This is a genomic window from Streptomyces sp. NPDC059477 (assembly GCF_042749375.1).
Lineage (GTDB): Bacteria > Actinomycetota > Actinomycetes > Streptomycetales > Streptomycetaceae > Streptomyces.
The window spans coordinates 37524-61018 of sequence record NZ_JBHYUG010000005.1; the positions used below are offsets into that span (position 1 = coordinate 37524).

Here is a 23495-nt window from a genome sequence, read left to right on the forward strand (position 1 = left end):
GCACGCCACAGTGCCGCCGGGGCTTTCGTTTTCTCGCGTACGCAGGCGTATAACGGCACAAGACGCTCAAAGGCTTGTGTGATCGGATGGCCAGGCATTGTGAGCATGCCTGGGAGGTGGGAGACGCGTGCGCGGGCCGCTCCGGCACGGCTTCCGGTACTGACGCTTCCTCAGGAGGACAAGTGGGACGACTCTTCGGGACGGACGGCGTGCGCGGCGTCGCCAACGTGGGACTGACGGCCGAGATGGCGCTCGGGCTGTCGGTCGCGGCGGCCCACGTACTGGCCGAGGCGGGCACGTTCGCCGGCCACCGGGCGACGGCGGTGGTCGGGCGGGACCCGCGCGCGTCCGGGGAGTTCCTGGAGGCCGCGGTGGTCGCCGGTCTGGCGAGCGCGGGCGTGGACGTACTGCGGGTGGGCGTGCTGCCGACCCCGGCGGTCGCCTATCTGACCGGCGCGCTCGGCGCCGACCTGGGCGTGATGCTCTCCGCCAGCCACAACGCCATGCCGGACAACGGCATCAAGTTCTTCGCCCGCGGCGGCCACAAACTCGCCGACGACCTGGAGGACCGGATCGAGTCCGTCTACGAGGAGCACCGCACCGGCGCGCCCTGGGACCGGCCGACCGGCGCGGGCGTGGGGCGGGTACGGGAGTACACCGAGGGGTTCGATCAGTACGCCGCCCATCTCATCGGCGTACTGCCGAACCGGCTCGACGGGCTGAAGATCGTCCTGGACGAGGCGCACGGGGCGGCGGCGCGGGTGTCGCCGGAGGCGTTCTCGCGGGCCGGGGCCGAGGTCATCACCATCGGGGCCGAGCCGGACGGGCTGAACATCAACGACGGGTGCGGGTCGACGCACCTGGGGCAGCTCACGGCGGCCGTCATCGAGCACGGCGCGGATCTGGGCATCGCGCACGACGGGGACGCCGACCGGTGCCTGGCCGTGGACCACACCGGTGCGGAGGTCGACGGGGATCAGATTCTCGCCGTGCTGGCGCTGGCCATGCGGGAGCGGGGGGCGCTGCGGTCGGAGACCGTGGTGGCGACGGTGATGTCGAATCTGGGCTTCAAGCTGGCCATGGAGCGTGAGGGTATTCACGTGGTGCAGACCGGGGTGGGGGACCGGTATGTGCTGGAGGAGATGAAGGAGCACGGGTTCGCCCTCGGCGGTGAGCAGTCCGGGCATGTGATCATCCTCGACCACGCGACGACCGGGGACGGCACGCTGACCGGGCTGATGCTGGCGGCGCGGGTCGCGCAGAGCGGGCGGTCACTGCGTGAGCTGGCGGGGGTCATGGAGCGGTTGCCGCAGGTGCTGATCAATGTGCCGGATGTGGATCGGTCGCGGGTGGGGTCGTCGGGGGATGTCGCGGCGGCGGTCGCCGAGGCGGAGCGGGAGCTGGGGGCGAGCGGGCGGGTGCTGCTGCGGCCTTCCGGGACCGAGCCGTTGGTGCGGGTGATGGTGGAGGCGGAGGATATCGAGCAGGCTCGGGCCGTGGCGGGGCGGTTGGCTGATGCCGTGAAGTCCGCGCTGGGGTAGTTCCGGGGCGGGTTCGGGGTGGGGGGCTTCGTCGTTGCGGGGTTTCCGGTGCGTCGTGGCTGGTCGCGCAGTTCCCCGCGCCCCTAGGCGCGCCGCCCTGCTCGGGGTTTGAGGTTCTGGCGGGTTTTTGACCAGAACCACTTCTGGGCCAGCAGGGTCAGGGTGGAGGCCAGGATGATTCCCAGGAGGTTGAGGAGGAGTTGTTCGGTGGAGCCCCAGGTCTGGGCGGGGTCGCCGTAGGCGAAGGCCACGGCGGCGTTGGCGGCGGCCGGGACCGTCGTGACGGAGATGGCCACGCCGACCAGGGCGCCCGACTTGGCCGAGGTCAGGGAGAGGGTGCCGGCGGCGCCGGCCAGGACCGCCACGACGAACGAGAACCAGTCGGGGGCGTACACGAAACTGGTCTGCGGGCGCTCGCCCTCCAACTGGGCCTCGGTGAACAGGCCCACGGCGTCCATGAAGAGGCTGAACCCGACCGTCACCACCATCGCCACCGCGAACCCGACCAGCAAGGCGATCAGGGAGCGGGCCGCCAGACGGGGCCGGCGGCGGACGATCGACGTGGAGATACCGGCCAGCGGGCCGAACTCCGGGCCCACCGCCATCGCGCCCACGATCAGGATCGCGTTGTCGAGCACGACACCGCAGGCCGCGATCATCGTGGCCAGCGTGATGAACGCGAGATAGGTGAACGAGAGCGTGGACTCCTCGTGGGTGGCGTCGGTGAGGTGGTCCCACAGGACCGCGTCCGCGGCCTCGCCGGGGGCCTCCTCCTCGGCCTTGGTGCCGCGCCTGGACAGGGACAGGTCGATGTTCTCGACAGCGATCGAGCCGTTGTCCTCGATGCCCAGGTCCTGGAGTCCGGTGAGGAGTTCGTCGCCCGCCTCCCGGGCGACATCGCACATCACCACATCGCCCCGCGGGTTGCGGGCCGCGCCCTCCATCACCACCAGATGCGTGGTGCCGACGGTGTGCTCGATGAGACGCACCACGTCGGCGGTCCGGTCGGCCGGGGTGATCAGGCGCAGATGCAGCAGCATGACGCCTTTCTAACAGGCGTCCGGCGCGGCTCTCACACCTTTCGCAGGCTCAGGCGCTGCACCTTGTGGTCCGGCCCCTTGCGTACGACGAGGGTGGCCCGGCCCCGGGTGGGGGCCACGTTCTCCACCAGATTGGGCCTGTTGATGGTCCGCCAGGTCGTACGGGCGTAGTCCAGTGCCTCCTCCTCGGAGACCTGGGTGTACTTGCGGAAGTACGAGGACGGGTTCTGGAACGCGGTGGCCCGCAGCTTGCGGAAACGATTCAGGTACCAGCGCTCGATGTCCTCGGGGCGGGCGTCGACGTACACACTGAAGTCGAAGTAGTCCGCGAGGCCGACGCGGGTACGGCCGTCCTTGCCGGGGAGGGCGGGCTGGAGGACGTTCAGGCCCTCCACGATGAGGATGTCCGGGCGGCGGACCACGAGCTTCTCGCCGGGGACGATGTCGTACTTCAGATGGGAGTAGACGGGGGCCGTGACCTCGTCCTTGCCCGCCTTGATGTCGGCGACGAACCGGGTCAGGGCGCGGCGGTCGTACGACTCGGGGAAACCTTTCCTCGCCAGTAGTCCGCGCGCCTCCAGCTCCTTGGTGGGCAGCAGGAAGCCGTCCGTGGTGACCAGCTCGACGCGCGGGTGCTCGGGCCAGCGGGAGAGCAGCGCCTGGAGGAGCCGGGCGACGGTCGACTTCCCCACGGCGACCGAACCGGCCACCCCTATGACGAACGGGGTGCCCGACTGCGAGCCCTGTTCGCCCAGGAAGGTGTTCAGCGCGCTGCGCAGCCCGGAGGAGGCGCCGACGTAGAGGTTGAGCAGGCGGGAGAGCGGGAGGTAGATGTCCCGCACCTCGTCGAGGTCGATGACGTCGCCCAGCCCGCGCAGCCGCTCGACCTCCTCGGCGGTGAGGGGGAGCGGCGTCTTGTCCCGCAGGGCGCTCCACTCGGCGCGGGTGAGATCGACGTAGGGAGTCGCCTCCGGGCGGTGCCGGTGGGCGCTCCGGGGCATCGAGGAGACCGGAGAGATCACAGTCCATTGTTACGGGAGATTGAACGGGGGGTGGGGTGGGGTGCGTCACGTGAGCGGTGCGTGACGCTTGCCAGCGCCTCTGGCTAGTGCTTCTTGCCAGTGCTTCCTGCCTGGCGGCGTGTGAGGGTACCCGGCGGTGGTGGGAAGCGGCGACCGGCATTCGTACCACCGTGGGAATTTCCGATTTCGGGCACGGTGTGACCCTTTGGGGAGGGATGTCGATCGTAGGCTGCGGGGTATGTGCGGAATTGTGGGATACGTGGGGCCCCAGTCGGCTCTCGATGTGGTGATGGCCGGTCTGAAGCGGCTCGAATACCGGGGGTACGACTCGGCGGGTGTCGCGGTGCTCGCGGACGGTGGACTCGCGGGCGCGAAGCGGGCCGGGAAACTGGTCAATCTGGAGAAGGAACTCGCCGAGCGGCCGTTGCCGAGCGGGCCGACGGGTATCGGGCACACCCGGTGGGCCACGCATGGCGGTCCCACGGACGCGAATGCGCATCCGCATCTCGACAATGCCGGGCGGGTGGCCGTCGTCCACAACGGAATCATCGAGAACTTCGCCGCGCTGCGGACCGAATTGGCCGGGCGGGGGCATGATCTGACGTCCGAGACCGACACCGAGGTCGTGGCGCATCTGCTCGCCGAGGAATTCTCGTCCTGCGCGGATCTGGCGGAGGCGATGCGGTTGGTGTGCCGCCGGCTGGAAGGGGCGTTCACCCTGGTGGCCGTACACGCCGATGAACCGGATGTCGTCGTGGGCGCGCGTCGCAATTCGCCGCTGGTGGTCGGGGTGGGTGAGGGCGAGACGTTCCTGGCGTCGGATGTGGCCGCGTTCATCGCGCACACCCGTTCGGCGCTGGAGCTGGGCCAGGACCAGGTGGTGGAGCTGCGGCGGGACGGGGTGACGGTGACCGGCTTCGACGGGCGCCCGGCCGACGTGCGCGCGTACCACGTCGACTGGGACGCCTCGGCGGCCGAGAAGGGCGGCTACGACTACTTCATGCTCAAGGAGATCGCCGAGCAGCCGAAGGCTGTCGCCGACACGCTGCTGGGCCGGATCGACGCCGAGGGGTCACTGACGCTGGACGAGGTCCGTATCCCCGCGGCGGAACTCCGGGAGGTGGACAAGGTCGTCATCGTCGCGTGCGGTACGGCGTTCCACGCCGGGCTGATCGCGAAGTACGCCATCGAGCACTGGACGCGGCTGCCGTGCGAGGTGGAGCTGGCGAGCGAGTTCCGTTACCGGGACCCGATCCTGGACGCCCGGTCGCTGGTGATCGCGATCTCCCAGTCCGGCGAGACGATGGACACGCTGATGGCCGTACGGCACGCGCGCGAGCAGGGCTCGAAGGTGCTGGCCATCTGCAACACGAACGGCTCGACGATCCCGCGTGAGTCGGATGCCGTGCTGTACACGCACGCGGGTCCGGAGGTCGCGGTCGCGTCGACGAAGGCGTTCCTGACGCAGCTGGTGGCCTGCTATCTGGTCGCCCTGTATCTGGGTCAGGTGCGGGGCACGAAGTGGGGTGACGAGATCCAGGCGGTGGTCCGGGATCTGTCGGGGATCGCGGGGGCGGTGGAGCGGGTCCTGGAGACGATGGAGCCGGTACGGGAGCTTGCGCGGACGCTGGCCGACAAGGACACGGTGCTGTTTCTGGGGCGGCATGTGGGATATCCGGTCGCGCTGGAAGGCGCGCTGAAGCTGAAGGAACTGGCGTACATGCACGCCGAGGGGTTCGCGGCGGGGGAGTTGAAGCATGGGCCGATCGCGTTGATCGAGGACGATCTGCCGGTGGTCGTGATCGTCCCGTCCCCGCGTGGCCGCTCCGTCCTCCACGACAAGATCGTCTCCAACATCCAGGAGATCCGGGCGAGGGGTGCGCGGACGATCGTGATCGCGGAGGAGGGTGATGAGGTGGTGGTCCCCTACGCCGACCATCTGATCCGGATTCCGGCGACGCCGGTGCTGTTGCAGCCGGTGGTGGCGGCGGTGCCGCTTCAGGTGTTCGCTTGTGAGTTGGCTACGGCGAGGGGGAATGAGGTGGATCAGCCTCGGAATTTGGCGAAGTCTGTGACGGTGGAGTAGCTGTTGGTGGGGGGTTTGAGGGCTTCTACGAAGGTGGTGAAGGCGGAGGTGGGGATGGTGAGGATGGCTCCGGCCGGGGTTTTTGAGTCGCGGATGGCTATGTGGGCAGCACCGTCGGCCACTTCGACGCAGCCGTTGCCCACGCCGCCGCCAGAGTAGGAGGACTTACGCCAGGTATAGGGCGTGATCATGGGAGCCTCACAGTTCCTTCGTCAGCTTGTGGATGAAGTCGCGGGATTCCTCGGGCGCGAGTGACGCCTCCTCAAGCCGACGAAAGAGCGCTCGAAAGTGGCTGAGTTGTGCTTCGGCGTCAAGATGGACAACGCCCTGCGGGGTGTCGCGAACGACGGTGTCGAGCTTTGGAACAGGGCTGCCCGCGTAGAGCATGGCGCTTCCCGCTCCCCCGAAATGGTCGAGGTCGAAGGGGATGACGCGCAACGTGATATGTGGAGCCTCGGCGACTTCCAGGGTGAATGACAGCTGACGTCGGGCGGATGCGCGGTCGCCGACGCGGATGCGTAGGGCTGCCTCGTGAACGAGCGCCTTGTACGGAATGGGTTCGGCGCGCTCGATGATCGTGCGGCGCTTCATGCGGTGCTCCACCCAGCGGTCGATCTCACTCTCGGGGAACTCCGGGTTGATGTAGGAGAAGAGCGCGTGCGCGTACGCCTCGGTCTGGAGGAGGCCCGGAACGTGGATGAAGTCCACGTCCCATCGGTAGCTCGCGTGGTGCTCCAGCTCAGCCAGGTCCAGGAAGGGCGTGGCCAGCTGGCCTCGGTCCGCTTCCCACCAGCCCGGGGTGCGGTCGGTCGCCATGCCCACCAGTGCGTCGATCAGCCTGGTGTCCGAACAGCCGTAGATGGCGGCCATGCGGCGTAGGCGCTGCTCGCTCACACCTGAAGTGCCGTACTCGATCTGGCTGATCTGCACGGAGTTGACGCCGAGCCGCGTCGCCGTCTCGCGAGCGCTGAGGCCGGCTGCGTCCCGCAGTCTGCGTAGTTCGGTCGCCAAACGCATCTGACGTGCTGTTGGTTCGCGCTTGGCGCCCATGACTGCTCCTTCATCCAATGTGCCTGTGAGGGCGGCTCGTTCAGGGTGAGATTACGCGATGGACTTGCGTCACCTTAAATCTAAGCTCTACCGTCAGTGACGCAACGCGCACTCTGCGGATACCGGAGATGTCGGAAGTGCACCGCCCTGCCCTGCCCCGGGCCGACGCGGCAATGACACCGGCTCCGGTCTGCCAACCCCCCACCCCAGAACGGAGTTACCCCATGCCCGAAACAGAGTCCTGGGAGTACTCGCTCAACATCCCTAACGACCTCCGCGCCGTCACCGTCTGCCGCCGCACCCTCCGTCTCATCCTCACCATCCACGGGCTCATCGGCCTCGTCGACCTCGCGGAGTTGCTCGCCGCCGAGCTGGTCTCCAACGCCGTACGGCACACCAAAGGGCCGGCGGCGATGCGCGTGAGCTGGTCGGGCGGGGTGCTGTGGATCGGGGCCTGGGACGCCGACCCCGAACCGCCGGAGCCGCCGTGCGCGGTGGAGCGGCTCGATCTGCTGGGTGAGTTGGAGGGCGGGCGCGGTCTCGAACTCGTACGGGCGTGCTCCGACCGTTGGGGATGGCTGACCGGTGGTGGCGATCCGGGCAAGTACGTCTGGTGCCAGCTGAGTTCGGTGGCGTGAACGTTTTTCCGCAACTCGAACGGGTGAACACGCCCGACTCGGCTGGATTTTCAGCCCTCTTCGCCACAAAGGTGGTCGCATGGTCACATCAGCCCATGAAGGAATGCACCGGATTTTTCAGGAGCGTCCTGAGATCCTTGGTCCCGTGTTCGAAGTGCTGGGCGTCCCGCTGTCCGCGAAGGCGACGGTGGACGTCGTCAACCCGGACGTGACGGAGACCCGCCCGCTCGAACGGCGCGTGGACACCGTGTTACGTGTCGGCCCCTCCGATGGCGAGGACTTCCTGCTCGCCATCGAGGCGCAGAGCGGCAAGAAGCAGGCCAAGTCCGTGAGCTGGGCGTACTACGTCTCGTATCTGCAATCGAAGTACGGTCTGCCCGTGCTGCTGGTCGTGGTGTGCCAGGACATGGCCACGGCCAAGTGGGCGACGGGTCCCTTCGACTGCGGGACGGCGGGGTGGACGACCCAGCGCACGACTCCGCTGGTCGTGGGGCCGCACAATCTGCCGGTCATCACCGATGCCAGGACGGCGCTGAAGATGCCCGCGCTGGCCGCGTTTTCCGCGCTGGCACACGCTCGCGTCCATGAGAGTCAGAGTCTGGCCATACTGGAGCCAATCGCCAAAGCCCTCCAGCAGCTTGGGGAAACGGACCCCAGCAGCGAAAGGTATTTCGACGATTTCTTGCAGGTCACCCTGGGGGACACCCCCGCCGGAAAAGAATGGAGTCGCATCATGACTTTCGTCAGCTACTTCCCTGGTCGGGGGACCGTCCGAGAGACGGCGTACCTGGAGGGCAAGGCCGAAGGTGAGGCCAAGGGGCAGGCCAAGGGCATCCTCTCTGTCCTCGACGTGCGTGGCATCCCCGTCTCCGACAGCGTGCGTGAGCGCATCGCCACCTGCACCGATCTTGACCGAGTGGACGCCTGGCTGAAGCGTTCCCTGACGGTCGAGCGGGCCGAGGATCTGTTCGCCGACGAGTAGAGGGATACCCCCGACCGGGGAGAAACGGAGTCGCATCATGGGTTTCGTCAGCTACTTCCCCGGTCGGGGAACGGTCCGGGAGATGGCGTACTTGGAGGGCAAGGCGGTGGGCGAGGCGGTGGGTAAGGCGGTGGGTAAGGCCAGGGGGCTGGCCAAGGGCGTCCTCCTCGTCCTGGACGTACGCGCCATCCCTGTTCCCGACACCGCCCTCGAACGCATCATCACCTGCACCGACCCCGACCTCGCCACGACCTGGCTGAAGCGTTCCCGGACGGTCGGGCGGGCCGAGGAACTGTTCGCCGACTCGTAGAGTGCCCGCGTGAGCATCATCGGAGTCGGGATCGACGTCGCCGAGATCGAGCGGTTCGCCGCGTCGCTGGAGCGGACACCCGGGCTGGCTAAGCGGCTTTTCCTGGACAGTGAGCTGTCGTTGCCCAGTGGGGAGCGGCGTGGGGTCGCCTCGCTTGCCGCGCGGTTCGCTGCCAAAGAGGCCCTTGCCAAAGCGCTCGGGGCGCCCGCCGGGCTGCACTGGACCGACGCCGAGGTGTATGTCGAGGACAGCGGGCGGCCTCGGCTGCGGGTCACCGGGACCGTGGCCGCGCGGGCCGCGCTTCTCGGGGTCGCCTCCTGGCATGTGTCGCTCAGCCATGACGCCGGGGTCGCCTCCGCCGTCGTCATCGCCGAGGGGTGACCGGTTCCGTGCGGTGACTCCCCGTTCACGAGAGACTCGAACGCATGCGTACTGCGTACAGCGTCGAGACCGTCAGGGCCGCTGAGCGGGAGCTGATGGCACGGGTGCCCGAAGGGGCCCTCATGCAGCGGGCCGCCGCCGGGCTGGCCGCCGCCTGCGCCGATCTGCTGGGGCGGGTGTACGGCAGCCGGGTGGTGTTGTTGGTCGGGAGCGGAGACAACGGGGGTGACGCCCTCTACGCCGGGGCCCGGCTGGCACGACGGGGGGCCGGGGTCACCGCCGTACTGCTGTCGCCCGCGCGGGCGCACGCCGGTGGGCTCGCCGCCCTGCGTCGGGCGGGCGGGCGCGTGACCGGGGTGCCCGGTGCCGAGGCGCTGATCGAGCGGGCCGACCTCGTGGTTGACGGGATCGTCGGGATCGGGGGCTCGGGCGGGCTGCGCAGTGAGGCCGTGCCTCTCGCCCAGGCCGCCGACCGGTCCCGCGCGGCCGTGGTCGCCGTCGATCTGCCCAGTGGCGTCGACGCCGACACGGGGGAGGTGCGCGGGGCCGCCGTCCGGGCCGATCTGACCGTCACCTTCGGGACCCATAAGCCGGGGCTGTTGATCGATCCCGCCCGCGAGTACGCCGGGGCCGTGCGGCTCGTCGACATCGGGCTCGGGGGCGTGCTGCCCGGTGAGCCCGAGCTTGAGGCGCTTCAGCATGTGGATGTGGCCGCGCTGCTGCCGGTGCCGGGGGCCGAGAGCGACAAGTACCGGCGGGGGGTCGTCGGGATCGCCGCCGGGTCCGGGCGGTATCCCGGGGCCGCCGTGCTGGCCGTCGCGGGGGCGTTGCGGGGTGGGGCCGGGGCCGTGCGGTACGTGGGGCCGGGCGCGGACGCGGTGATCGCGCGGTTTCCCGAGACGCTCGTCTCCGACCGGGGGCCCGCTCACGCCGGGCGGGTGCAGGCGTGGGTCGTCGGGCCGGGGATGGGCGATGAGTCGGGGCCGGTCGCGGAGGTGGTCGCGGCGGACGTGCCGGTGCTGATCGACGCCGATGGGCTGCGGCTCGCGGATCCGGCGGCCGTTCGGACGCGGCGGGCGCCGACCCTGATGACCCCTCACGCCGGGGAGGCGGCTGCGCTGCTGGGGGTTGCCCGGGAGGAGGTCGAGGGGGGTCGGCTGGCGGCGGTGCGGGAGTTGGCGGGGCGGTTCTCGGCGACGGTGCTGTTGAAGGGGTCCACGACGTTGGTCGCCGGGGGCGGCAACGTCGTACGGGTGAACGCCACCGGGACGGGGTGGCTGGCCACCGCCGGGAGCGGGGATGTGCTGTCGGGGCTCGCCGGATCGCTGCTGGCGGCGGGGCTCCCGGCGCTCGACGCGGGGAGCGTGGCGGCGTATCTGCATGGGCTGGCGGGGAGATTCGCGGCGGATGGGGCGCCGGTGGGGGCGCATGACGTGGCGGACGGGATTCCGGGGGCCTGGCGGGATGTGCGGGAGTGATGGTCAGGGCGGCTGGAGGGGGCTGCTCCCGCCGGTGACCGCCACGTCCTGAAGGGGCGCGGGGAACTGCGCGATCAGCCACCGTCCAGCCGCACGCGATCTACAAGCCCCCCGCCCCCCTCTGAGACACTGGACCCGTCATGACTGTGATCGCTGAGAACGTGCCGCTGTCCAGTGCCCCCGCACGCGCCCGTGCCCTGATCGATCTCGCCGCGCTGCGCGCCAACGTGCGGGTCCTGCGCGAGGCCGCGCCCGGCGCGCAGCTGATGGCGGTCGTGAAGTCGGACGCGTACGGGCATGGGGCCGTGCCCTGCGCGCGGGCGGCGCTGGACGCGGGCGCGACCTGGCTCGGGACGGCCACCCCCGAAGAGGCGCTGGCGTTGCGCGCCGCCGGGATTCCCGGGCGGATCATGTGCTGGCTCTGGACCCCCGGCGGGCCCTGGCGGGAGGCCGTCGAGGCCGATATCGATGTGTCCGTCAGCGGGATGTGGGCGCTGGACGAGGTGATCGCCGCGGCCCGGGGCGCGGCGACCCCCGCGCGCGTCCAGCTCAAGGCCGACACCGGCCTCGGGCGCAACGGCTGTCAGCCGGGCGACGACTGGGAACGGCTGGTCGACGCCGCGCTGCGGGCCCAGGCCGACGGGCTGCTCCGGATCACCGGGCTCTGGTCCCACTTCGCCTGCGCCGACGAACCCGGGCACCCCTCCATCGCCGCCCAGCTCAGCCGCTTCCGGGAGATCCTCGCGCTGGCCGAGGGCAAGGGCGTCACGCCCGAGGTGCGGCACATCGCCAACTCGCCGGCCACCCTCACCCTTCCCGAGAGCCACTTCGACCTCGTCCGCAGCGGGATCGCCGTCTACGGCATCTCGCCCAGCCCCGAGATCGGCACCGCCGCCGACCTCGGACTGCGCCCGGTGATGACGCTGACCGCGTCGGTGGCGCTGGTCAAGCGGGTGCCCGGCGGGCACGGCGTCAGCTACGGGCACCACTACACCACCCCCGGCGCCACCACCCTCGGCCTCATCCCCGTCGGCTACGCCGACGGCATCCCCCGCCATGCCTCCGACCGCGGTCCGGTACTCGTCGGCGGCAAATGGCGGACCGCCGCCGGGCGGATCGCCATGGATCAGTTCGTCGTGGATCTCGGGGGGGACGAGCCGCCGGCCGGGACCGAGGCCGTGCTGTTCGGGCCCGGCGACCGCGGTGAGCCCACCGCCGAGGACTGGGCGCAGGCCGCGGGGACCATCGCGTACGAGATCGTCACCCGGATCGGCACCCGGGTGCCGCGCGTCCATGTGCACCTGGACGCGGACGCCGACGCCGACGCCGACGCCGACGTGGACGTGGACGGGAGCGGTACGTGACCGACAGCGGCGCCGGGCCCAACTGGCGCAAGGCGACGGGGATCGCCGGTGCCGCCATAGGAGTGCTCGCGGCGGGCGCGGCGGCCGGGGTCGCGATAGAGCGGATGACCGTCGGACGGGGCATACGGCAGAAGGCGCGGCTGGCACTGGACTCGGCGGGCCCGTACGGCTCGCTGCGCGGCAATCCCGGCCGGGCCCACGGCGACGACGGCACCGAGCTGTACTACGAGGTCGATGAGGCCGAGGAGCCGGAGAAGTCGCAGAGCTCGAACAAGGAGGACGGACTCGCGCCCCGGCGGCGTCGGCTCTTCGGGCGGAAGGCGCCCGCCCCGGTCACCGTCGTCTTCAGCCACGGCTACTGCCTCAACCAGGACTCCTGGCACTTCCAGCGGGCGGCGCTGCGCGGTGTCGTGCGGACCGTGTACTGGGATCAGCGCAGCCATGGGCGCTCGGGGCGCGGGCTCGCGCAGATCGAGCGGCGGGAGCCGGTCAGCATCGACCAGCTCGGCCGGGATCTCAAGGCCGTCATCGACGCCGCCGCGCCCGAGGGGCCGATCGTGCTGGTCGGGCACTCCATGGGCGGGATGACGATCATGGCGCTCGCCGCGCAGTTCCCCGAGCTGATCAGGGACCGGGTCGTCGCCGTGGCGCTGGTGGGGACCTCCGCCGGGCGGCTCGGCGAGGTGAGTTTCGGGCTGCCGGTCGCCGGGGTCAACGCCGTACGGCGGGTGCTGCCGGGGGTGCTCAAGGCGCTCGGGCAGCAGGCCGAGCTGGTGGAGCGGGGGCGGCGGGCGACCGCCGATCTGTTCGCCGGTGTCATCAAGCGGTACTCGTTCGCCTCGCGGGACGTCGATCCGGCGGTGGCCCGGTTCGCCGAACGGATGATCGAGGCGACGCCCATCGATGTCGTCGCGGAGTTCTACCCGGCGTTCACCGAGCACGACAAGTCCGAGGCGCTGGAGCAGTTCACCGAGCTGCCGGTGCTGGTGCTGGCCGGGGTCAAGGATCTGATCACGCCCAGCGAGCACAGCGAGGCCATCGCCGACCGGCTGCCCGACGCCGAACTGGTCCTGGTCCCGGACGCCGGGCACCTGGTGATGCTGGAGCATCCGGAGGTGGTCACCGACCGTCTCGCCGACCTGCTCACCCGCGTGGGCGCCGTCCCCGCAGGGGTTACGGTGGGTGGCTATGGAAGCAGCACCGCACCACCCGGCTGACACCGGGGTGATCACCCACTCCCTGACCGTCAAGTCCCCCGAGCTGATGCGCGAACTGGGCCGCCGGCTGGCCGCCCTGCTGCGCGCCGGGGACCTCGTCATGCTCACCGGGGAGCTGGGCGCCGGAAAGACGACACTCACCCGCGGGGTCGGTGAGGGGCTCGGCGTGCGCGGGGCGGTCACCTCCCCGACCTTCGTCATCGCCCGGGTGCATCCGCCGCTGGGTGACGGGCCGCCGCTGGTCCATGTCGACGCCTACCGGCTGGGCGGCGGGCTCGACGAGATGGAGGATCTCGACCTCGATGTCTCACTGCCCGAGTCGGTGATGGTCGTGGAGTGGGGCGAGGGCAAGGTCGAGGAGCTGACCGAGGACCGGCTGCACATTTTGATCCACCGGGCCGTCGGGGACACCACCGACGAGGCGCGCGAGGTGACGCTGACCGGGATCGGCGCGCGCTGGCGGGCGGCGGACCTCCGGGCGCTGACCGTCTGACGTCCCGTGTGAGGGGCGCCGTCTGACGCCCGGCGCCCGGTGGGGGCGAGGAATTGGGCGGACTTTCCGACAAGCCGTCGGGAAGATATTGCGTTCGCCCTCTTTCCCGTGGTCACATGGTATCCCGAACGTAGTTAGGTTCACCTAACTATCCCGCCCCCGAACCTCAGGAGGCGTCCATGTCGGCCATCGAGAACACGCCGGAGCCGCAGCAGGAGCCCCGGCAGGAGCCGCACGGATCTGCCGGGGTGGTGTCCATGCGCGATCTGCTGGCCTCCTGCGCGGCGGCGGAGCTGATCTCCACCCCGCCCCGCGCCCCCGAGCCGACGGCCCCGGCGACGGCCATGGTGGTCAGGACGCCGGCCCCGTCCCCTTCGCGAGCGGCGTGACGTCGATCCGTCCGTGCTGAAGCACCTCGCCCAGCGTCCAGGCGGTGGTCAGGTGCCGGTGCGCGTCGGGCGGGGTCACCTCCAGCCGGGTGGGGTTCCGCTCGGCCTTCGTGGGTTCGCCGTCCGCCGGTACGACGGTCCAGTGCAGCAGGGTGTAGACGCTCTGCCCCGGCTTCAGCGTGAGCTGCGGGGTGCGCCCGGGACCCCGTACGACCTTGGTCGGGACGGCCTCGCCCCGCGCGTTCCGCAGTTGCAGTCCGACGTACCCCTCGGTGCGTACGGCGCTGTCCGTCTTGTTGGTGAGGACCACCGCCGCGTAGCGCTGGCCCGCACCGGGGCTGAGTCCGCGCACATGCACGGAGAGTGAGGTCGTGTCCGCCCAGCCGGGGCGGGTGGCCGCCTGTGCGGGGGCGGTGGTGAGACCGACGACGGCCGCCGTCGCGACGGTGCTGAGGGCGAGGGGGAGGGCGAGGAATCGGGTGCGCTTGCCTATTCGCATGACTGTTCCCTTTCGTTGAACACCTCTGCCCCGAGAGAGAACGTATGTGCGGGCGCGGTTTCGGGTGATTCGCAACCTTTGCCCAATGGCAACCCTACGCGGTCGGCTGTTGACCCGCTGTTGGGGAGTCCGGGAACCTCGTGCGCCGCCTCAGCGGATCACGACCACCTTCGCGCCGATCGTCGCGAACTCCCACAGCGCGTCCCCGTCCGGCCGGGACTCCCGGATGCCGCCCGTCTTCACCGCCGGGTCGTGCGTGGGCGACGAGCCGTCGACGGCCGCGCTGAAACCGATGGTGACGCCCTCCACCGAGGTGAAGCGGACCACGTGCTCGATGGCGGTGCCGTCCGAGCCGGTGGCCCGGTTGGAGCGGGACGTGACGCCGTAGGTGCCCGGCTCCGGGTCGACCGAGGAGGGGGTCACCGTGAAGGTCCGCGTGACCCGGTCGCCCGGCGCCACCAGCCAGATCCGGTCGTCGTCCAGCGAGTACACCACCCGCTCGCCGTGCCCGCTGCGGCCCGGCAGCGCCTTGGGGTGCCGCTTGTCGCGCGGGGCCTTGGGGGCGCTGCTCGCGGCGGACGCCTGCGTGCCGGCCAACTTGGCGGGAGCGGTCGCGAACGCCTGGTAGGCGAGCGTCCCGACCGTCAGGAGGGCCGCCCCGGTGAGCCCGAACACGATCCCCGCGCTGCTGCTTGTCACCTCGGCCACCTCTGCGTGAGACGTATGACGTGGGACACATGACGTGAGACATGTGACGTGAGGCAGGTGAAGAATGCGGAATGTCCGCTTCGTACCTGCTTCCAGGTGACCGTAACAGCCACCGGACCGCCGACCGGGGCGGCAGTGCGCGCCTCGCGAGCGCCGTACGCTGTTTGCGTGCTCTTGCTCGCTCTGGATACCGCCACGCCCGCCGTCACCGTCGCCCTGCACGACGGAACGGACGTCATCGCCTCGTCCGGTCAGATCGACGCCCGCCGCCACGGCGAGCTGCTGCTCCCGGCCGTCGACCGGGTGCTGTCCGAGGCCGGGCTCGGGCTGGACGCCGTCACCGGCATCGTCGTGGGGATCGGCCCCGGCCCCTACACCGGGCTGCGGGTCGGGCTGATGACCGCCGACACCTTCGGGCTCGCGCTCGACATCCCCGTGCACGGCGTGTGCACACTCGACGGCCTGGCCTACGCGGCCGATCTGCCCGGACCGTTCGTCGTCGCGACCGACGCCCGCCGCAAAGAGGTCTACTGGGCGCGCTACGCCGACTCCCGCACCCGGCTGACCGACCCGGCCGTCGACCGCCCCGCCGACCTCGCCGAGCAGGTGGCCGGGCTCCCGGCGGTGGGCGCGGGCGCGCTGCTCTACCCGGAGACCTTCCCGCAGGTGCACGAGCCCGAGCATGTCTCGGCCGCCGCGCTCGCCTCGCTGGCCGCCGAGCGGCTCGCGGCCGGCGCGGAGCTGTCCGCGCCCCGGCCGCTGTATCTGCGCCGCCCGGACGCGCAGGTCCCCAAGAACTACAAGGTGGTCACCCCGAAGTGACCGCCACCGTGACCCCGGCCACCGAACCGTCCCTGGCGCCCCGGCTGCGCGAGATGCGCTGGTGGGACATCGACGCCGTACTGGAGCTGGAGAAGGCGCTCTTCCCCGAGGACGCCTGGTCGCGCGGCATGTTCTGGTCCGAGCTGGCGCACGCGCGCGGCCCCGAGGCGACCCGGCGCTATCTGGTCGCCGAGTCCGGCCCCGGACGGATCGTCGGGTACGCGGGGCTGGTCACCGCCGGTGAGCAGGGGGACGTGCAGACCATCGCCGTCGCGCGCGAGCTGTGGGGCAGCGGGCTCGGCGCCCGGCTGCTGACCGAGCTGCTGCGGGCGGCGACCGCGTTCGAGTGCGCCGAGGTGATGCTCGAATGCCGGGTCGACAATGTGCGGGCCCAGCGGCTGTACGAGCGGTTCGGCTTCGAGCCCATCGGCTTCCGGCGCGGCTACTACCAGCCGGGCAACGTGGACGCGCTGGTGATGCGGCTGAGCGACCCGGCCACGTCCGTGAACGGTGCGGGGAACGCCTCCGGCGGGGGGATCGGGAAGGGCTCTGACGCGGGCGACGACAGCACCGGCGGCGGCAGCAGCGCCAGTGACAGCAGCGCGGGCAACAGGAACAGCGCGGGCACCAGCAAGAGCACCAGCAAGACCAACAGCAACGACAACGGCGTACAAGGAACCGAGAGCAATGGCTGACGAACCTCTGGTCCTGGGGATCGAGACCTCCTGCGACGAGACCGGCGTCGGCATCGTGCGCGGCACCACCCTGCTGGCCGACGCCGTCGCCTCCAGCGTCGAGGAGCACGCCCGCTTCGGCGGGGTCGTCCCCGAGGTCGCCTCGCGCGCCCACCTGGAGGCGATGGTCCCGACGATCCAGCGCGCCCTGAAGGACGCCGGGGTGAGCGCCAGGGACCTCGACGGCATCGCGGTGACCGCCGGTCCCGGGCTCGCGGGCGCGCTGCTGGTCGGGGTCTCGGCCGCGAAGACGTACGCGTACGCGCTCGGCAAGCCGCTGTACGGCGTCAACCATCTCGCCTCGCACATCTGCGTCGACCAGCTGGAGCACGGCCCGTTGCCGGAGCCGACGATGGCCCTGCTGGTCAGCGGCGGCCACTCCTCACTGCTGCTGTCCTCCGACATCACCTCCGACGTGCGCCCGCTCGGCGCGACCATCGACGACGCGGCGGGCGAGGCGTTCGACAAGATCGCCCGGGTGCTGAACCTGGGCTTCCCCGGCGGTCCCGTCATCGACCGGTACGCGCGAGAGGGCGACCCGGCCGCCATCGCCTTCCCGCGCGGACTGACCGGCCCGCGCGACGCGGCGTACGACTTCTCCTTCTCCGGGCTGAAGACGGCCGTCGCGCGCTGGATCGAGGCGAAGCGGGCGGCGGGGGAGGAGGTACCGGTACGGGATGTGTCGGCGTCCTTCCAGGAGGCCGTGGTGGATGTGCTGACCCGCAAGGCCGTCCGCGCCTGCAAGGACGAGGGCGTGGAGCATCTGATGATCGGCGGCGGCGTGGCCGCGAACTCGCGGCTGCGGGCGCTGGCCCAGGAGCGGTGCGAGCGCGCCGGTATCCAACTGCGGGTGCCCCGCCCGAAGCTGTGCACCGACAACGGCGCGATGGTCGCCGCGCTGGGCGCGGAGATGGTGGCGCGCGGGCGGGCGGCCTCCGACTGGGACCTGTCGGCGGACTCCTCAATGCCGGTGACGGACCCTCATGTGCCGGGGCGCTCCCATTCCCTGCCTCAGTCCCACTCCCATTCGCACTCGCACTCGCACTCGCACGACCATGTGCACGAGGTCGGCAAGGGGAACCTGTACTCGTGACGGTGGCGTTGATGTGGGAGGCGCGGGCGGTTCCCGGGCGGGGTGCGGAGCTGCTGGACTGGGCGCGGGAGCAGCGGTTGTCGCCGGAGCCGCTGCGGCGAGAGACTTTCAGCGCGCCGCAGGACCGGGTGCTGGTGGTGACGTGGTGGGACGCGCCGTACGCCGCCGAGCTGCCCGAACTGCCGGAGCCGGAGGGGGAGTTGGGCATGCGGGCCGTCCACAGGTGGCGATTCGAGTCGGTCGGGGTGGAGACGCCGGGCGCGGAGGTCGGCTGACCCGTGCCGCCGCCGCAGCCCGAGGGCGTCACCCCTGACGCCCCCACGCACATACGCACCCCTCTTCTCACCCAGCAGTGGCTCGACCTCGCCTTCGTGCACTGGGCGGTCGAACCGGCGGTGGTGGCACCGCTGCTGCCGCGCGGCACCTTCCCGGACACGTACGAGGGGGTCACGTACGTCGGGCTGGTCGCGTTCCGGATGCACCGGGTGGGCTGGTTCCGGCTGCCGGGCGTCCCGTACCTGGGCAGCTTCCCGGAGACGAACGTACGGCTGTACTCGGTGGACGGGCAGGGCCGGCGCGGGGTCGTGTTCCGGTCGATGGACGCGTCCCGGCTGATCCCGGTCGTGATGGGCCGGGCGGGGTTCCGGCTGCCGTATCTGTGGTCCCGGATGAGCGTGCGGGCCGACGGGGCCGACGGGGCTGATGGGGCCGACCGGGTCGACGGGGCCGACGTGGTCGATGGGGGCACTGTCACGTACACCAGTTCGCGGCGCTGGCCCGGCCCGCGCGGGGCGTTCAGCCGGATCGTCGTACGGCCCGGGGAGCGGATCGCCGCGCCGACCGGCCTCGAACACTTCCTCACCGCCCGCTGGGGCATGCACAACGCCTTCTTCAACGGCGCCGCCTATCTCGCCAACGACCATCCGCGCTGGCCGCTGCACCGGGCCGAGTTGCTGGAGTGCGAGGAGAACCTGATCGCGGCGGCCGGACTGCCGACGCCGGGCGAACCGCCCGTCAGCGTCCTCTACTCGCCGGGGGTTCCGGTGCGGCTCGGGCGGCCGGCGTCCCGTCCGGCGGGGATTCCGACGCCCTGAGGGCGCGTTGGGCCACGCAGTGCGACCGTCGGGCGTCATCGCGCCTCCGAAGTCTGAGATTTTCCGAAGAAAAGCCTTCCGACCAGCGGTCGTTGTCATAATTCACACTTAGGTTCGTATGTGTGACGGCAGATGATGAGCGCGGTGACGCGGGCGAGAACGCGGGCGGGGCGGCGACGGGCAACACCGAGCGGGAGGCCGCCGGACCCGGGCGCCGGGGGCGCGGGGTGCTCAAGGTGCTGGCGATGGCCGTCGCCGGGGCGGTGGTGCTCGGGGTGGCCGCTGGCGGCTGGGTGTACTGGAAGCTCAACGACAACATCACCGGCGTCGACATCAACAGCGCGCTCGGCGACAACCGCCCGGCCAAGCCCGCGATCACTCCCTCGCCCGGCGCGGAGGCCGCCTCCGCGCCGCTGCCGAGCCAGGCCATGAACATCCTGGTGCTGGGCTCGGACTCGCGCAGCGGCGCCGAGAACCAGCGGCTGGGCGGCGGCGACACCTCCGGCGCCCGCTCCGACACGGCGATGGTGTTCCACCTCGACGCGGGCGGGGAGTCCGGCACGGTCGTCAGCATCCCGCGCGACACGCTCGTCACCCGGCCGTCCTGTCCGCTGCCGGACGGCGGCGAGACGGAGGAACGGCACGGGGTCATGTTCAACACCGCGTACTCGGTGGGCGGGCCCGTCTGCGCGGTCAAGACGGTCGAGTCCTTCACCGGCGTACGGATGGACCACTATCTGGAGATCGACTTCGCGGGGTTCGCCGCGCTCATCGACGCCGTGGGGGGTGTCACCGTCACCGTCGACCAGGACATCGAGGACGAGCAGTCCCATCTGAGCCTGGAGGCGGGCACCCATCTGCTGGACGGCGAGCAGGCCCTCGGTCTGGCCCGCACCCGCTACAGCCTGCCCGGCGGCAGCGACCTCGCCCGCATCGAGCTTCAGCAGCGGCTGGTGAAGGCGCTGCTGACGCAGATCGCGGACACCTCCCTGCTGACCGACCCGGCCAAGCTGTACGACGTCGCCACCACCGTCACCGGCAGCCTCACCACCGATACCGGGCTGGACTCCCTGGGCGAGCTGGTCGGCCTCGGCGAGAGCCTGCGCGCGCTGTCGCCGGACGCGGTGGAGACGCTGACCCTGCCGGTGGTCCGGGCGCCCTCCGACCCCAACCGGGTGGTGGCCGACGAACCGGAGGCGGGGGAGCTGTGGGAGTCGCTGAGGTGAGGCGAGGTGAGCCGAGGTGAGGCGAGCTGAGGTGAGGTGAGGTGAACCCGGTCCGCCCGGCTCCGGAAAAAGAATCCGGCGCGCGTGTCGATCCGGCGTCCCCCCGCTCGACGCACAGGGTGAGAGGCGGAAAAGGAACCCGCCCCCGACCCGAGAGCGAGCGTCATCATGCCGCGCTACATGTCCCTGATCCGAGTCGACGAGAACAACGCCCCCGAGGGCGGCCCCAGCCCCGAGCTGATGCAGCGGATGGGGGTACTGCTGGAGGAGATGACCAAGGCCGGGGTCATGCTCGACACCGGCGGGCTGCTGCCCACCGCCGAGGGCACCCGGGTGCGCTGGGAGGGCGGCAAGATCTCCGTCACCGACGGGCCCTTCACCGAGACCAAGGAGGTCATCGGCGGGTACGCGCTGCTCCAGTGCAAGGACCGGGCCGAGGCCGTCGAGTGGACCACCCGCTTCCTGAAGGTGCACGAGGACCACTGGACGGTGACCGTCGAGCTGCGGGAGATCGTGGCCGGTTAGTACGGGGGCCGGCCCCCGCCGGACCCGCAACCTGCTTGGCCCCCGGCGCCGCGCGGTGTTCCATGGGGGCTGTGAACGACGCACAGCCCCCCGGCGACCCGCGCGGCACCGTCGAGAGCGGCGGTCCCACCGAATCCGACAGGCCCACCGAATCCGACAGGCCCGCCGAATCCGACAGGCCCGCCGAATCCGGCAGACCTGCCGAGAGCGACAGGCCCGCCGAAACCGACAGGACCGTCGAGACCGTCTTCCGGCTGGAGTCCCCCCGGGTCATCGCGGCCGTCACCCGGATCGTGCGGGACATCGGCATAGCCGAGGAGATCGCCCAGGACGCCCTGGTCGCCGCCCTGGAGCAGTGGCCGCGCGACGGGGTGCCGGACAACCCCGGCGCCTGGCTGACGACCACCGCCCGGCGCCGGGCGATCGACCTGGTCCGCCGCCGGGACACCTACGCCCGCAAGCTCACCGAGATCGGCCGCGACCTCACCGACGTACCGCCGCCGCCCGAACCCGCCGACCCGCAGGACATCGACGACGATCTGCTCCGGCTGGTCTTCACGGCCTGCCACCCGGTGCTGACCCGGGAGGCCCGCACGGCCCTCACGCTGCGCCTCCTCGGCGGGCTGACCACCCCCGAGATCGCCCGCGCCTTCCTGGTCCCCGAGCCGACGGTCGCCCAGCGCATCGTCCGCGCCAAACGCACCCTCGCCACCAGGAACATCGCCTTCGAGGTCCCGTACGGCCCGGACCGCGAGGCCCGCCTGGGCTCGGTCCTGGACGTCATCTACCTGATCTTCAACGAGGGGTACGCGGCCACCGCCGGGGACGACTGGCTGCGCCCGGCGCTGTGCGAGGACGCCCTGAGGCTGGCCCGGCAACTGGCGGCGCTGATGCCGAAGGAGTCCGAGGTGCACGGGCTGGCCGCGCTGCTGGAGTTCCAGTACGCGCGCACCGCCGCCCGTACCGCCCCCGACGGCACCCCGATCCTGCTCAAGGACCAGAACCGCCGCCGCTGGGACCGCCTCCTGATCGCCCGGGGCGTCCACGCCCTCACCCGCGCCGACGCCACCGCCACCGGCGCCCTGGGGCCGTACGCCCTCCAGGCGGCCATCGCCGCGTGCCACGCCCACGCGTACACGTACGAGGACACCGACTGGCACCGCATCGCCACCCTCTACACCCTGCTCGCCACCCGGGCCCCGTCCCCGGTGGTGGAACTCAACCGCGCGGTGGCCGTCTCGATGGCACAGGGCCCGGCCCAGGCCCTGGAGATCGTGGACACCCTCACCACCGAACCCGCCCTCCGCGACTACCACCTCCTCCCCAGCGTCCGAGGCGACCTCCTGGAACGGCTGGGCCGAGTGGCGGAGGCGAGGGCGGAGTTCATCCGGGCGGCAGCCCTGGCGGGCAACGAGAGAGAACGGAACCTCCTCCTACGCCGGGCAAGGGCAACGCCCTAAAGGGGCGCGGGGCTGCTTCGACATGCGGCTCCGCCGCGTGGGCGCGACCGGCCACAAACAACCCGCACTCGACCACTCACACCGGCCGCCCGACAAGCATCGCCGGCGCCCCCGCAACCCGTGTGAGAAAGACAGTCGCCGCCGAAGCCCCCCGAGGCTTCACCATCCGCCGCAACTCCTCCGGCTCCACAGCCGACCCCCGCTTCTTCACGGTCAGATTCCCCACCCCCCGCTCCCGCAGCAACGCCTTCAACTTCTTCACCCCGAAGGGAAGCTGATCGGTGATCTCATAGGCGCTGGCATACGGAGTACCCCGCAAGGAGTCCCCCGTGACGTACGCGATCGTCGGATCGATCAGCCCACCCCCCACCTCCTCGGCCACCTCGGCCACCAGATGCGCCCGGATGACGGCCCCGTCAGGCTCGTACAGATACCGCCCGACGCCCCGCACCGCGGGATCCGGCAGCCCCCGCCCCACCAGGCTGTGCCCCCCCGGCAGCAAGGTGGCCCGCACGCCCCCCGCCCCCCCGCTCCCGAACCACAGCACCGCCTCCTTCACATCCCCGCCGTCCGAGATCCACTCGGCCTCGGCGGCGCCCGGCACGGCCTCGTGCGGGATGCCGGGCGCGACCTTGAGGGCGGCGTGCGGAGCCTTGAGCGCGGTGGCCACCGCCCAGGACAGCGGCGGCGAGTACGCCTCCGGATCGAAGATCCGCCCCCGCCCGCCACGCCGCGCCGGATCGACGAACACCGCGTCGTACGGCGCCACGTCGATGTCCGTCACCTCCGCCTCCCGTACGTCGATCAGCTCGGCGAGCCCGAGCGCGGCGGCGTTGGCGCGGGCGGCGGCGGCCGTGAGCGGGTCGCGGTCGACGGCGAGGACCCGGATCCCGGCGCGGGCGAAGGCGATCGCGTCCCCGCCGATGCCACAGCACAGATCGGCGACCGAGGTCACCCCGGCCTCCCGCAGCCGCGCGGCGCGATACGTGGCGACACTCGCCCGCGTCGCCTGCTCGACCCCGTGGGGCGTGAAGAACATCCGCCCGGCGTCCGCCGCGCCGAACTTCGCCGCCGCCCGCTGCCGCAGCCGGGCCTGGCCGAGCGCGGCCGAGACCAGGTCGGCCGGGTGCGAGCGGCGCAGCCGGGTGGCGACGGCGAGTTCCTGGGCGGGATCGGTGTCGCGCACCTCGTCGAGCAGGGCGCGGCCCTCGGGGGTGAGCAGGCTGTGGAGCGGGGCGAGGTCGTTCACCGGGTCATTGTGGGCCAGTCGGTGGATGGTGTGCGCCCGGTGGCGGTGTCGGCGGGGGGAGGGGACGGGGGGCTGCCAGGATCCGAGGGCATGG

The 23495-nt window shown here is 71.3% G+C and carries 25 protein-coding genes and 1 pseudogene; 19 read left to right on the top strand and 7 right to left on the bottom strand.

All coding sequences use genetic code 11. The annotated features are described in order from the left end of the window. Positions 1-182 precede the first annotated feature (182 nt). A complete protein-coding gene (gene glmM, locus ACFXAZ_RS03940; protein ID WP_384584633.1) occupies positions 183-1541 on the top strand; it encodes a phosphoglucosamine mutase in 1359 nt (452 codons plus the stop codon). Between the two features lie 83 nt (positions 1542-1624). On the opposite strand, the gene ACFXAZ_RS03945 is transcribed toward glmM, so the two are convergent. Beyond that, entirely contained in the window at positions 1625-2578 is a 954-nt protein-coding gene (locus ACFXAZ_RS03945; protein ID WP_384584935.1) for a DUF389 domain-containing protein, read from the bottom strand. Positions 2579-2613: 35 nt separating this feature from the next. Beyond that, positions 2614-3582 carry a type I pantothenate kinase gene (gene coaA, locus ACFXAZ_RS03950; protein WP_382680390.1) on the bottom strand — a complete coding sequence of 323 codons (969 nt, stop codon included), beginning with the start codon at positions 3580-3582 and terminating at the stop codon, positions 2614-2616. Positions 3583-3841: 259 nt separating this feature from the next. Between coaA and glmS the strand changes: the two genes are divergently transcribed. Continuing rightward, positions 3842-5689 (top strand): glutamine--fructose-6-phosphate transaminase (isomerizing), encoded by a 1848-nt coding sequence (gene glmS / locus ACFXAZ_RS03955; RefSeq protein WP_384584636.1) that lies wholly within the window; start codon positions 3842-3844, stop codon positions 5687-5689. On the opposite strand, the gene ACFXAZ_RS03960 is transcribed toward glmS, so the two are convergent. Together ACFXAZ_RS03960 and ACFXAZ_RS03965 are read right to left on the bottom strand one after the other, a co-directional pair. Next, positions 5650-5880: a DUF397 domain-containing protein gene (locus ACFXAZ_RS03960; RefSeq protein WP_384584639.1), complete on the bottom strand. Its 231-nt coding sequence runs from the start codon at positions 5878-5880 to the stop codon at positions 5650-5652. The genes glmS and ACFXAZ_RS03960 overlap by 40 nt on opposite strands. A gap of 7 nt (positions 5881-5887) precedes the next feature. Further along, positions 5888-6739 carry a helix-turn-helix domain-containing protein gene (locus tag ACFXAZ_RS03965; RefSeq protein WP_384584642.1) on the bottom strand — a complete coding sequence of 284 codons (852 nt, stop codon included), beginning with the start codon at positions 6737-6739 and terminating at the stop codon, positions 5888-5890. Between the two features lie 224 nt (positions 6740-6963). Between ACFXAZ_RS03965 and ACFXAZ_RS03970 the strand changes: the two genes are divergently transcribed. The 9 genes from ACFXAZ_RS03970 to ACFXAZ_RS04010 all read left to right on the top strand — a co-directional run bounded on the left by ACFXAZ_RS03970 (position 6964) and on the right by ACFXAZ_RS04010 (position 13991). After that, entirely contained in the window at positions 6964-7377 is a 414-nt protein-coding gene (locus tag ACFXAZ_RS03970) for an ATP-binding protein (RefSeq protein ID WP_384584645.1), read from the top strand. A gap of 79 nt (positions 7378-7456) precedes the next feature. Further along, positions 7457-8359 (top strand): hypothetical protein, encoded by a 903-nt coding sequence (locus ACFXAZ_RS03975; RefSeq protein WP_384584648.1) that lies wholly within the window; start codon positions 7457-7459, stop codon positions 8357-8359. A gap of 37 nt (positions 8360-8396) precedes the next feature. Then, positions 8397-8669, top strand: a complete 273-nt coding sequence (locus tag ACFXAZ_RS03980) for a hypothetical protein (protein ID WP_384584651.1) — start codon at positions 8397-8399, stop codon at positions 8667-8669. A gap of 9 nt (positions 8670-8678) precedes the next feature. Continuing rightward, positions 8679-9050, top strand: coding sequence for a holo-ACP synthase (locus ACFXAZ_RS03985; protein ID WP_382680397.1), 372 nt, complete (start codon positions 8679-8681; stop codon positions 9048-9050). Positions 9051-9094: 44 nt separating this feature from the next. After that, positions 9095-10528: an NAD(P)H-hydrate dehydratase gene (locus ACFXAZ_RS03990; protein WP_384584654.1), complete on the top strand. Its 1434-nt coding sequence runs from the start codon at positions 9095-9097 to the stop codon at positions 10526-10528. A gap of 140 nt (positions 10529-10668) precedes the next feature. After that, the gene (alr, locus tag ACFXAZ_RS03995) at positions 10669-11892 is read left to right on the top strand and encodes an alanine racemase (RefSeq protein WP_384584657.1); all 1224 of its coding nucleotides are present in this window, start codon (positions 10669-10671) and stop codon (positions 11890-11892) included. Then, positions 11889-13109: an alpha/beta fold hydrolase gene (locus ACFXAZ_RS04000; RefSeq protein WP_384584660.1), complete on the top strand. Its 1221-nt coding sequence runs from the start codon at positions 11889-11891 to the stop codon at positions 13107-13109. Before alr ends, ACFXAZ_RS04000 begins: the two co-directional genes overlap by 4 nt. Beyond that, complete coding sequence (gene tsaE, locus ACFXAZ_RS04005; protein WP_384584663.1) at positions 13081-13602, top strand: tRNA (adenosine(37)-N6)-threonylcarbamoyltransferase complex ATPase subunit type 1 TsaE; 522 nt, start codon at positions 13081-13083, stop codon at positions 13600-13602. The genes ACFXAZ_RS04000 and tsaE overlap by 29 nt, the downstream gene beginning before the upstream one ends. Positions 13603-13781: 179 nt before the next feature. Further along, positions 13782-13991 carry a hypothetical protein gene (locus ACFXAZ_RS04010; RefSeq protein ID WP_384584664.1) on the top strand — a complete coding sequence of 70 codons (210 nt, stop codon included), beginning with the start codon at positions 13782-13784 and terminating at the stop codon, positions 13989-13991. Here the strand turns inward: ACFXAZ_RS04010 and ACFXAZ_RS04015 are convergent. Both ACFXAZ_RS04015 and ACFXAZ_RS04020 read right to left on the bottom strand, forming a co-directional pair. Beyond that, positions 13954-14490: a DUF4232 domain-containing protein gene (locus tag ACFXAZ_RS04015; protein WP_384584667.1), complete on the bottom strand. Its 537-nt coding sequence runs from the start codon at positions 14488-14490 to the stop codon at positions 13954-13956. The two genes, ACFXAZ_RS04010 and ACFXAZ_RS04015, sit on opposite strands and share 38 nt — an antisense overlap. 150 nt (positions 14491-14640) lie before the next feature. Continuing rightward, positions 14641-15189: a hypothetical protein gene (locus ACFXAZ_RS04020; RefSeq protein ID WP_384584670.1), complete on the bottom strand. Its 549-nt coding sequence runs from the start codon at positions 15187-15189 to the stop codon at positions 14641-14643. Between the two features lie 177 nt (positions 15190-15366). Here ACFXAZ_RS04020 and tsaB point away from each other — a divergent pair, with 177 nt between their 5' ends. The 8 genes and pseudogenes from tsaB (at position 15367) to ACFXAZ_RS04060 (ending at position 22152) form a co-directional block, all read left to right on the top strand. Next, positions 15367-16020: a tRNA (adenosine(37)-N6)-threonylcarbamoyltransferase complex dimerization subunit type 1 TsaB gene (tsaB, locus tag ACFXAZ_RS04025; RefSeq protein ID WP_384584673.1), complete on the top strand. Its 654-nt coding sequence runs from the start codon at positions 15367-15369 to the stop codon at positions 16018-16020. 53 nt (positions 16021-16073) lie between these two features. Further along, a pseudogene (gene rimI, locus ACFXAZ_RS04030) lies at positions 16074-16532 on the top strand (ribosomal protein S18-alanine N-acetyltransferase); the annotation flags it as partial. Between the two features lie 175 nt (positions 16533-16707). Continuing rightward, positions 16708-17847: a tRNA (adenosine(37)-N6)-threonylcarbamoyltransferase complex transferase subunit TsaD gene (gene tsaD, locus ACFXAZ_RS04035; RefSeq protein ID WP_384584676.1), complete on the top strand. Its 1140-nt coding sequence runs from the start codon at positions 16708-16710 to the stop codon at positions 17845-17847. Next, positions 17844-18122, top strand: a complete 279-nt coding sequence (locus tag ACFXAZ_RS04040) for a hypothetical protein (protein WP_384584678.1) — start codon at positions 17844-17846, stop codon at positions 18120-18122. The genes tsaD and ACFXAZ_RS04040 overlap by 4 nt, the downstream gene beginning before the upstream one ends. A 3-nt stretch (positions 18123-18125) precedes the next feature. Beyond that, complete coding sequence (locus ACFXAZ_RS04045) at positions 18126-18941, top strand: YqjF family protein (protein WP_384584681.1); 816 nt, start codon at positions 18126-18128, stop codon at positions 18939-18941. 245 nt (positions 18942-19186) lie between these two features. After that, complete coding sequence (locus ACFXAZ_RS04050) at positions 19187-20167, top strand: LCP family protein (RefSeq protein ID WP_384584938.1); 981 nt, start codon at positions 19187-19189, stop codon at positions 20165-20167. 168 nt (positions 20168-20335) lie between these two features. After that, entirely contained in the window at positions 20336-20692 is a 357-nt protein-coding gene (locus ACFXAZ_RS04055) for a YciI family protein (protein ID WP_384584684.1), read from the top strand. Positions 20693-20946: 254 nt separating this feature from the next. Then, entirely contained in the window at positions 20947-22152 is a 1206-nt protein-coding gene (locus ACFXAZ_RS04060; protein ID WP_384584940.1) for an RNA polymerase sigma factor, read from the top strand. Between the two features lie 76 nt (positions 22153-22228). Here the strand turns inward: ACFXAZ_RS04060 and ACFXAZ_RS04065 are convergent, their stop codons facing one another. Then, positions 22229-23401, bottom strand: coding sequence for a methyltransferase domain-containing protein (locus tag ACFXAZ_RS04065; RefSeq protein WP_384584687.1), 1173 nt, complete (start codon positions 23399-23401; stop codon positions 22229-22231). Between the last annotated feature and the right edge of the window lie 94 nt (positions 23402-23495).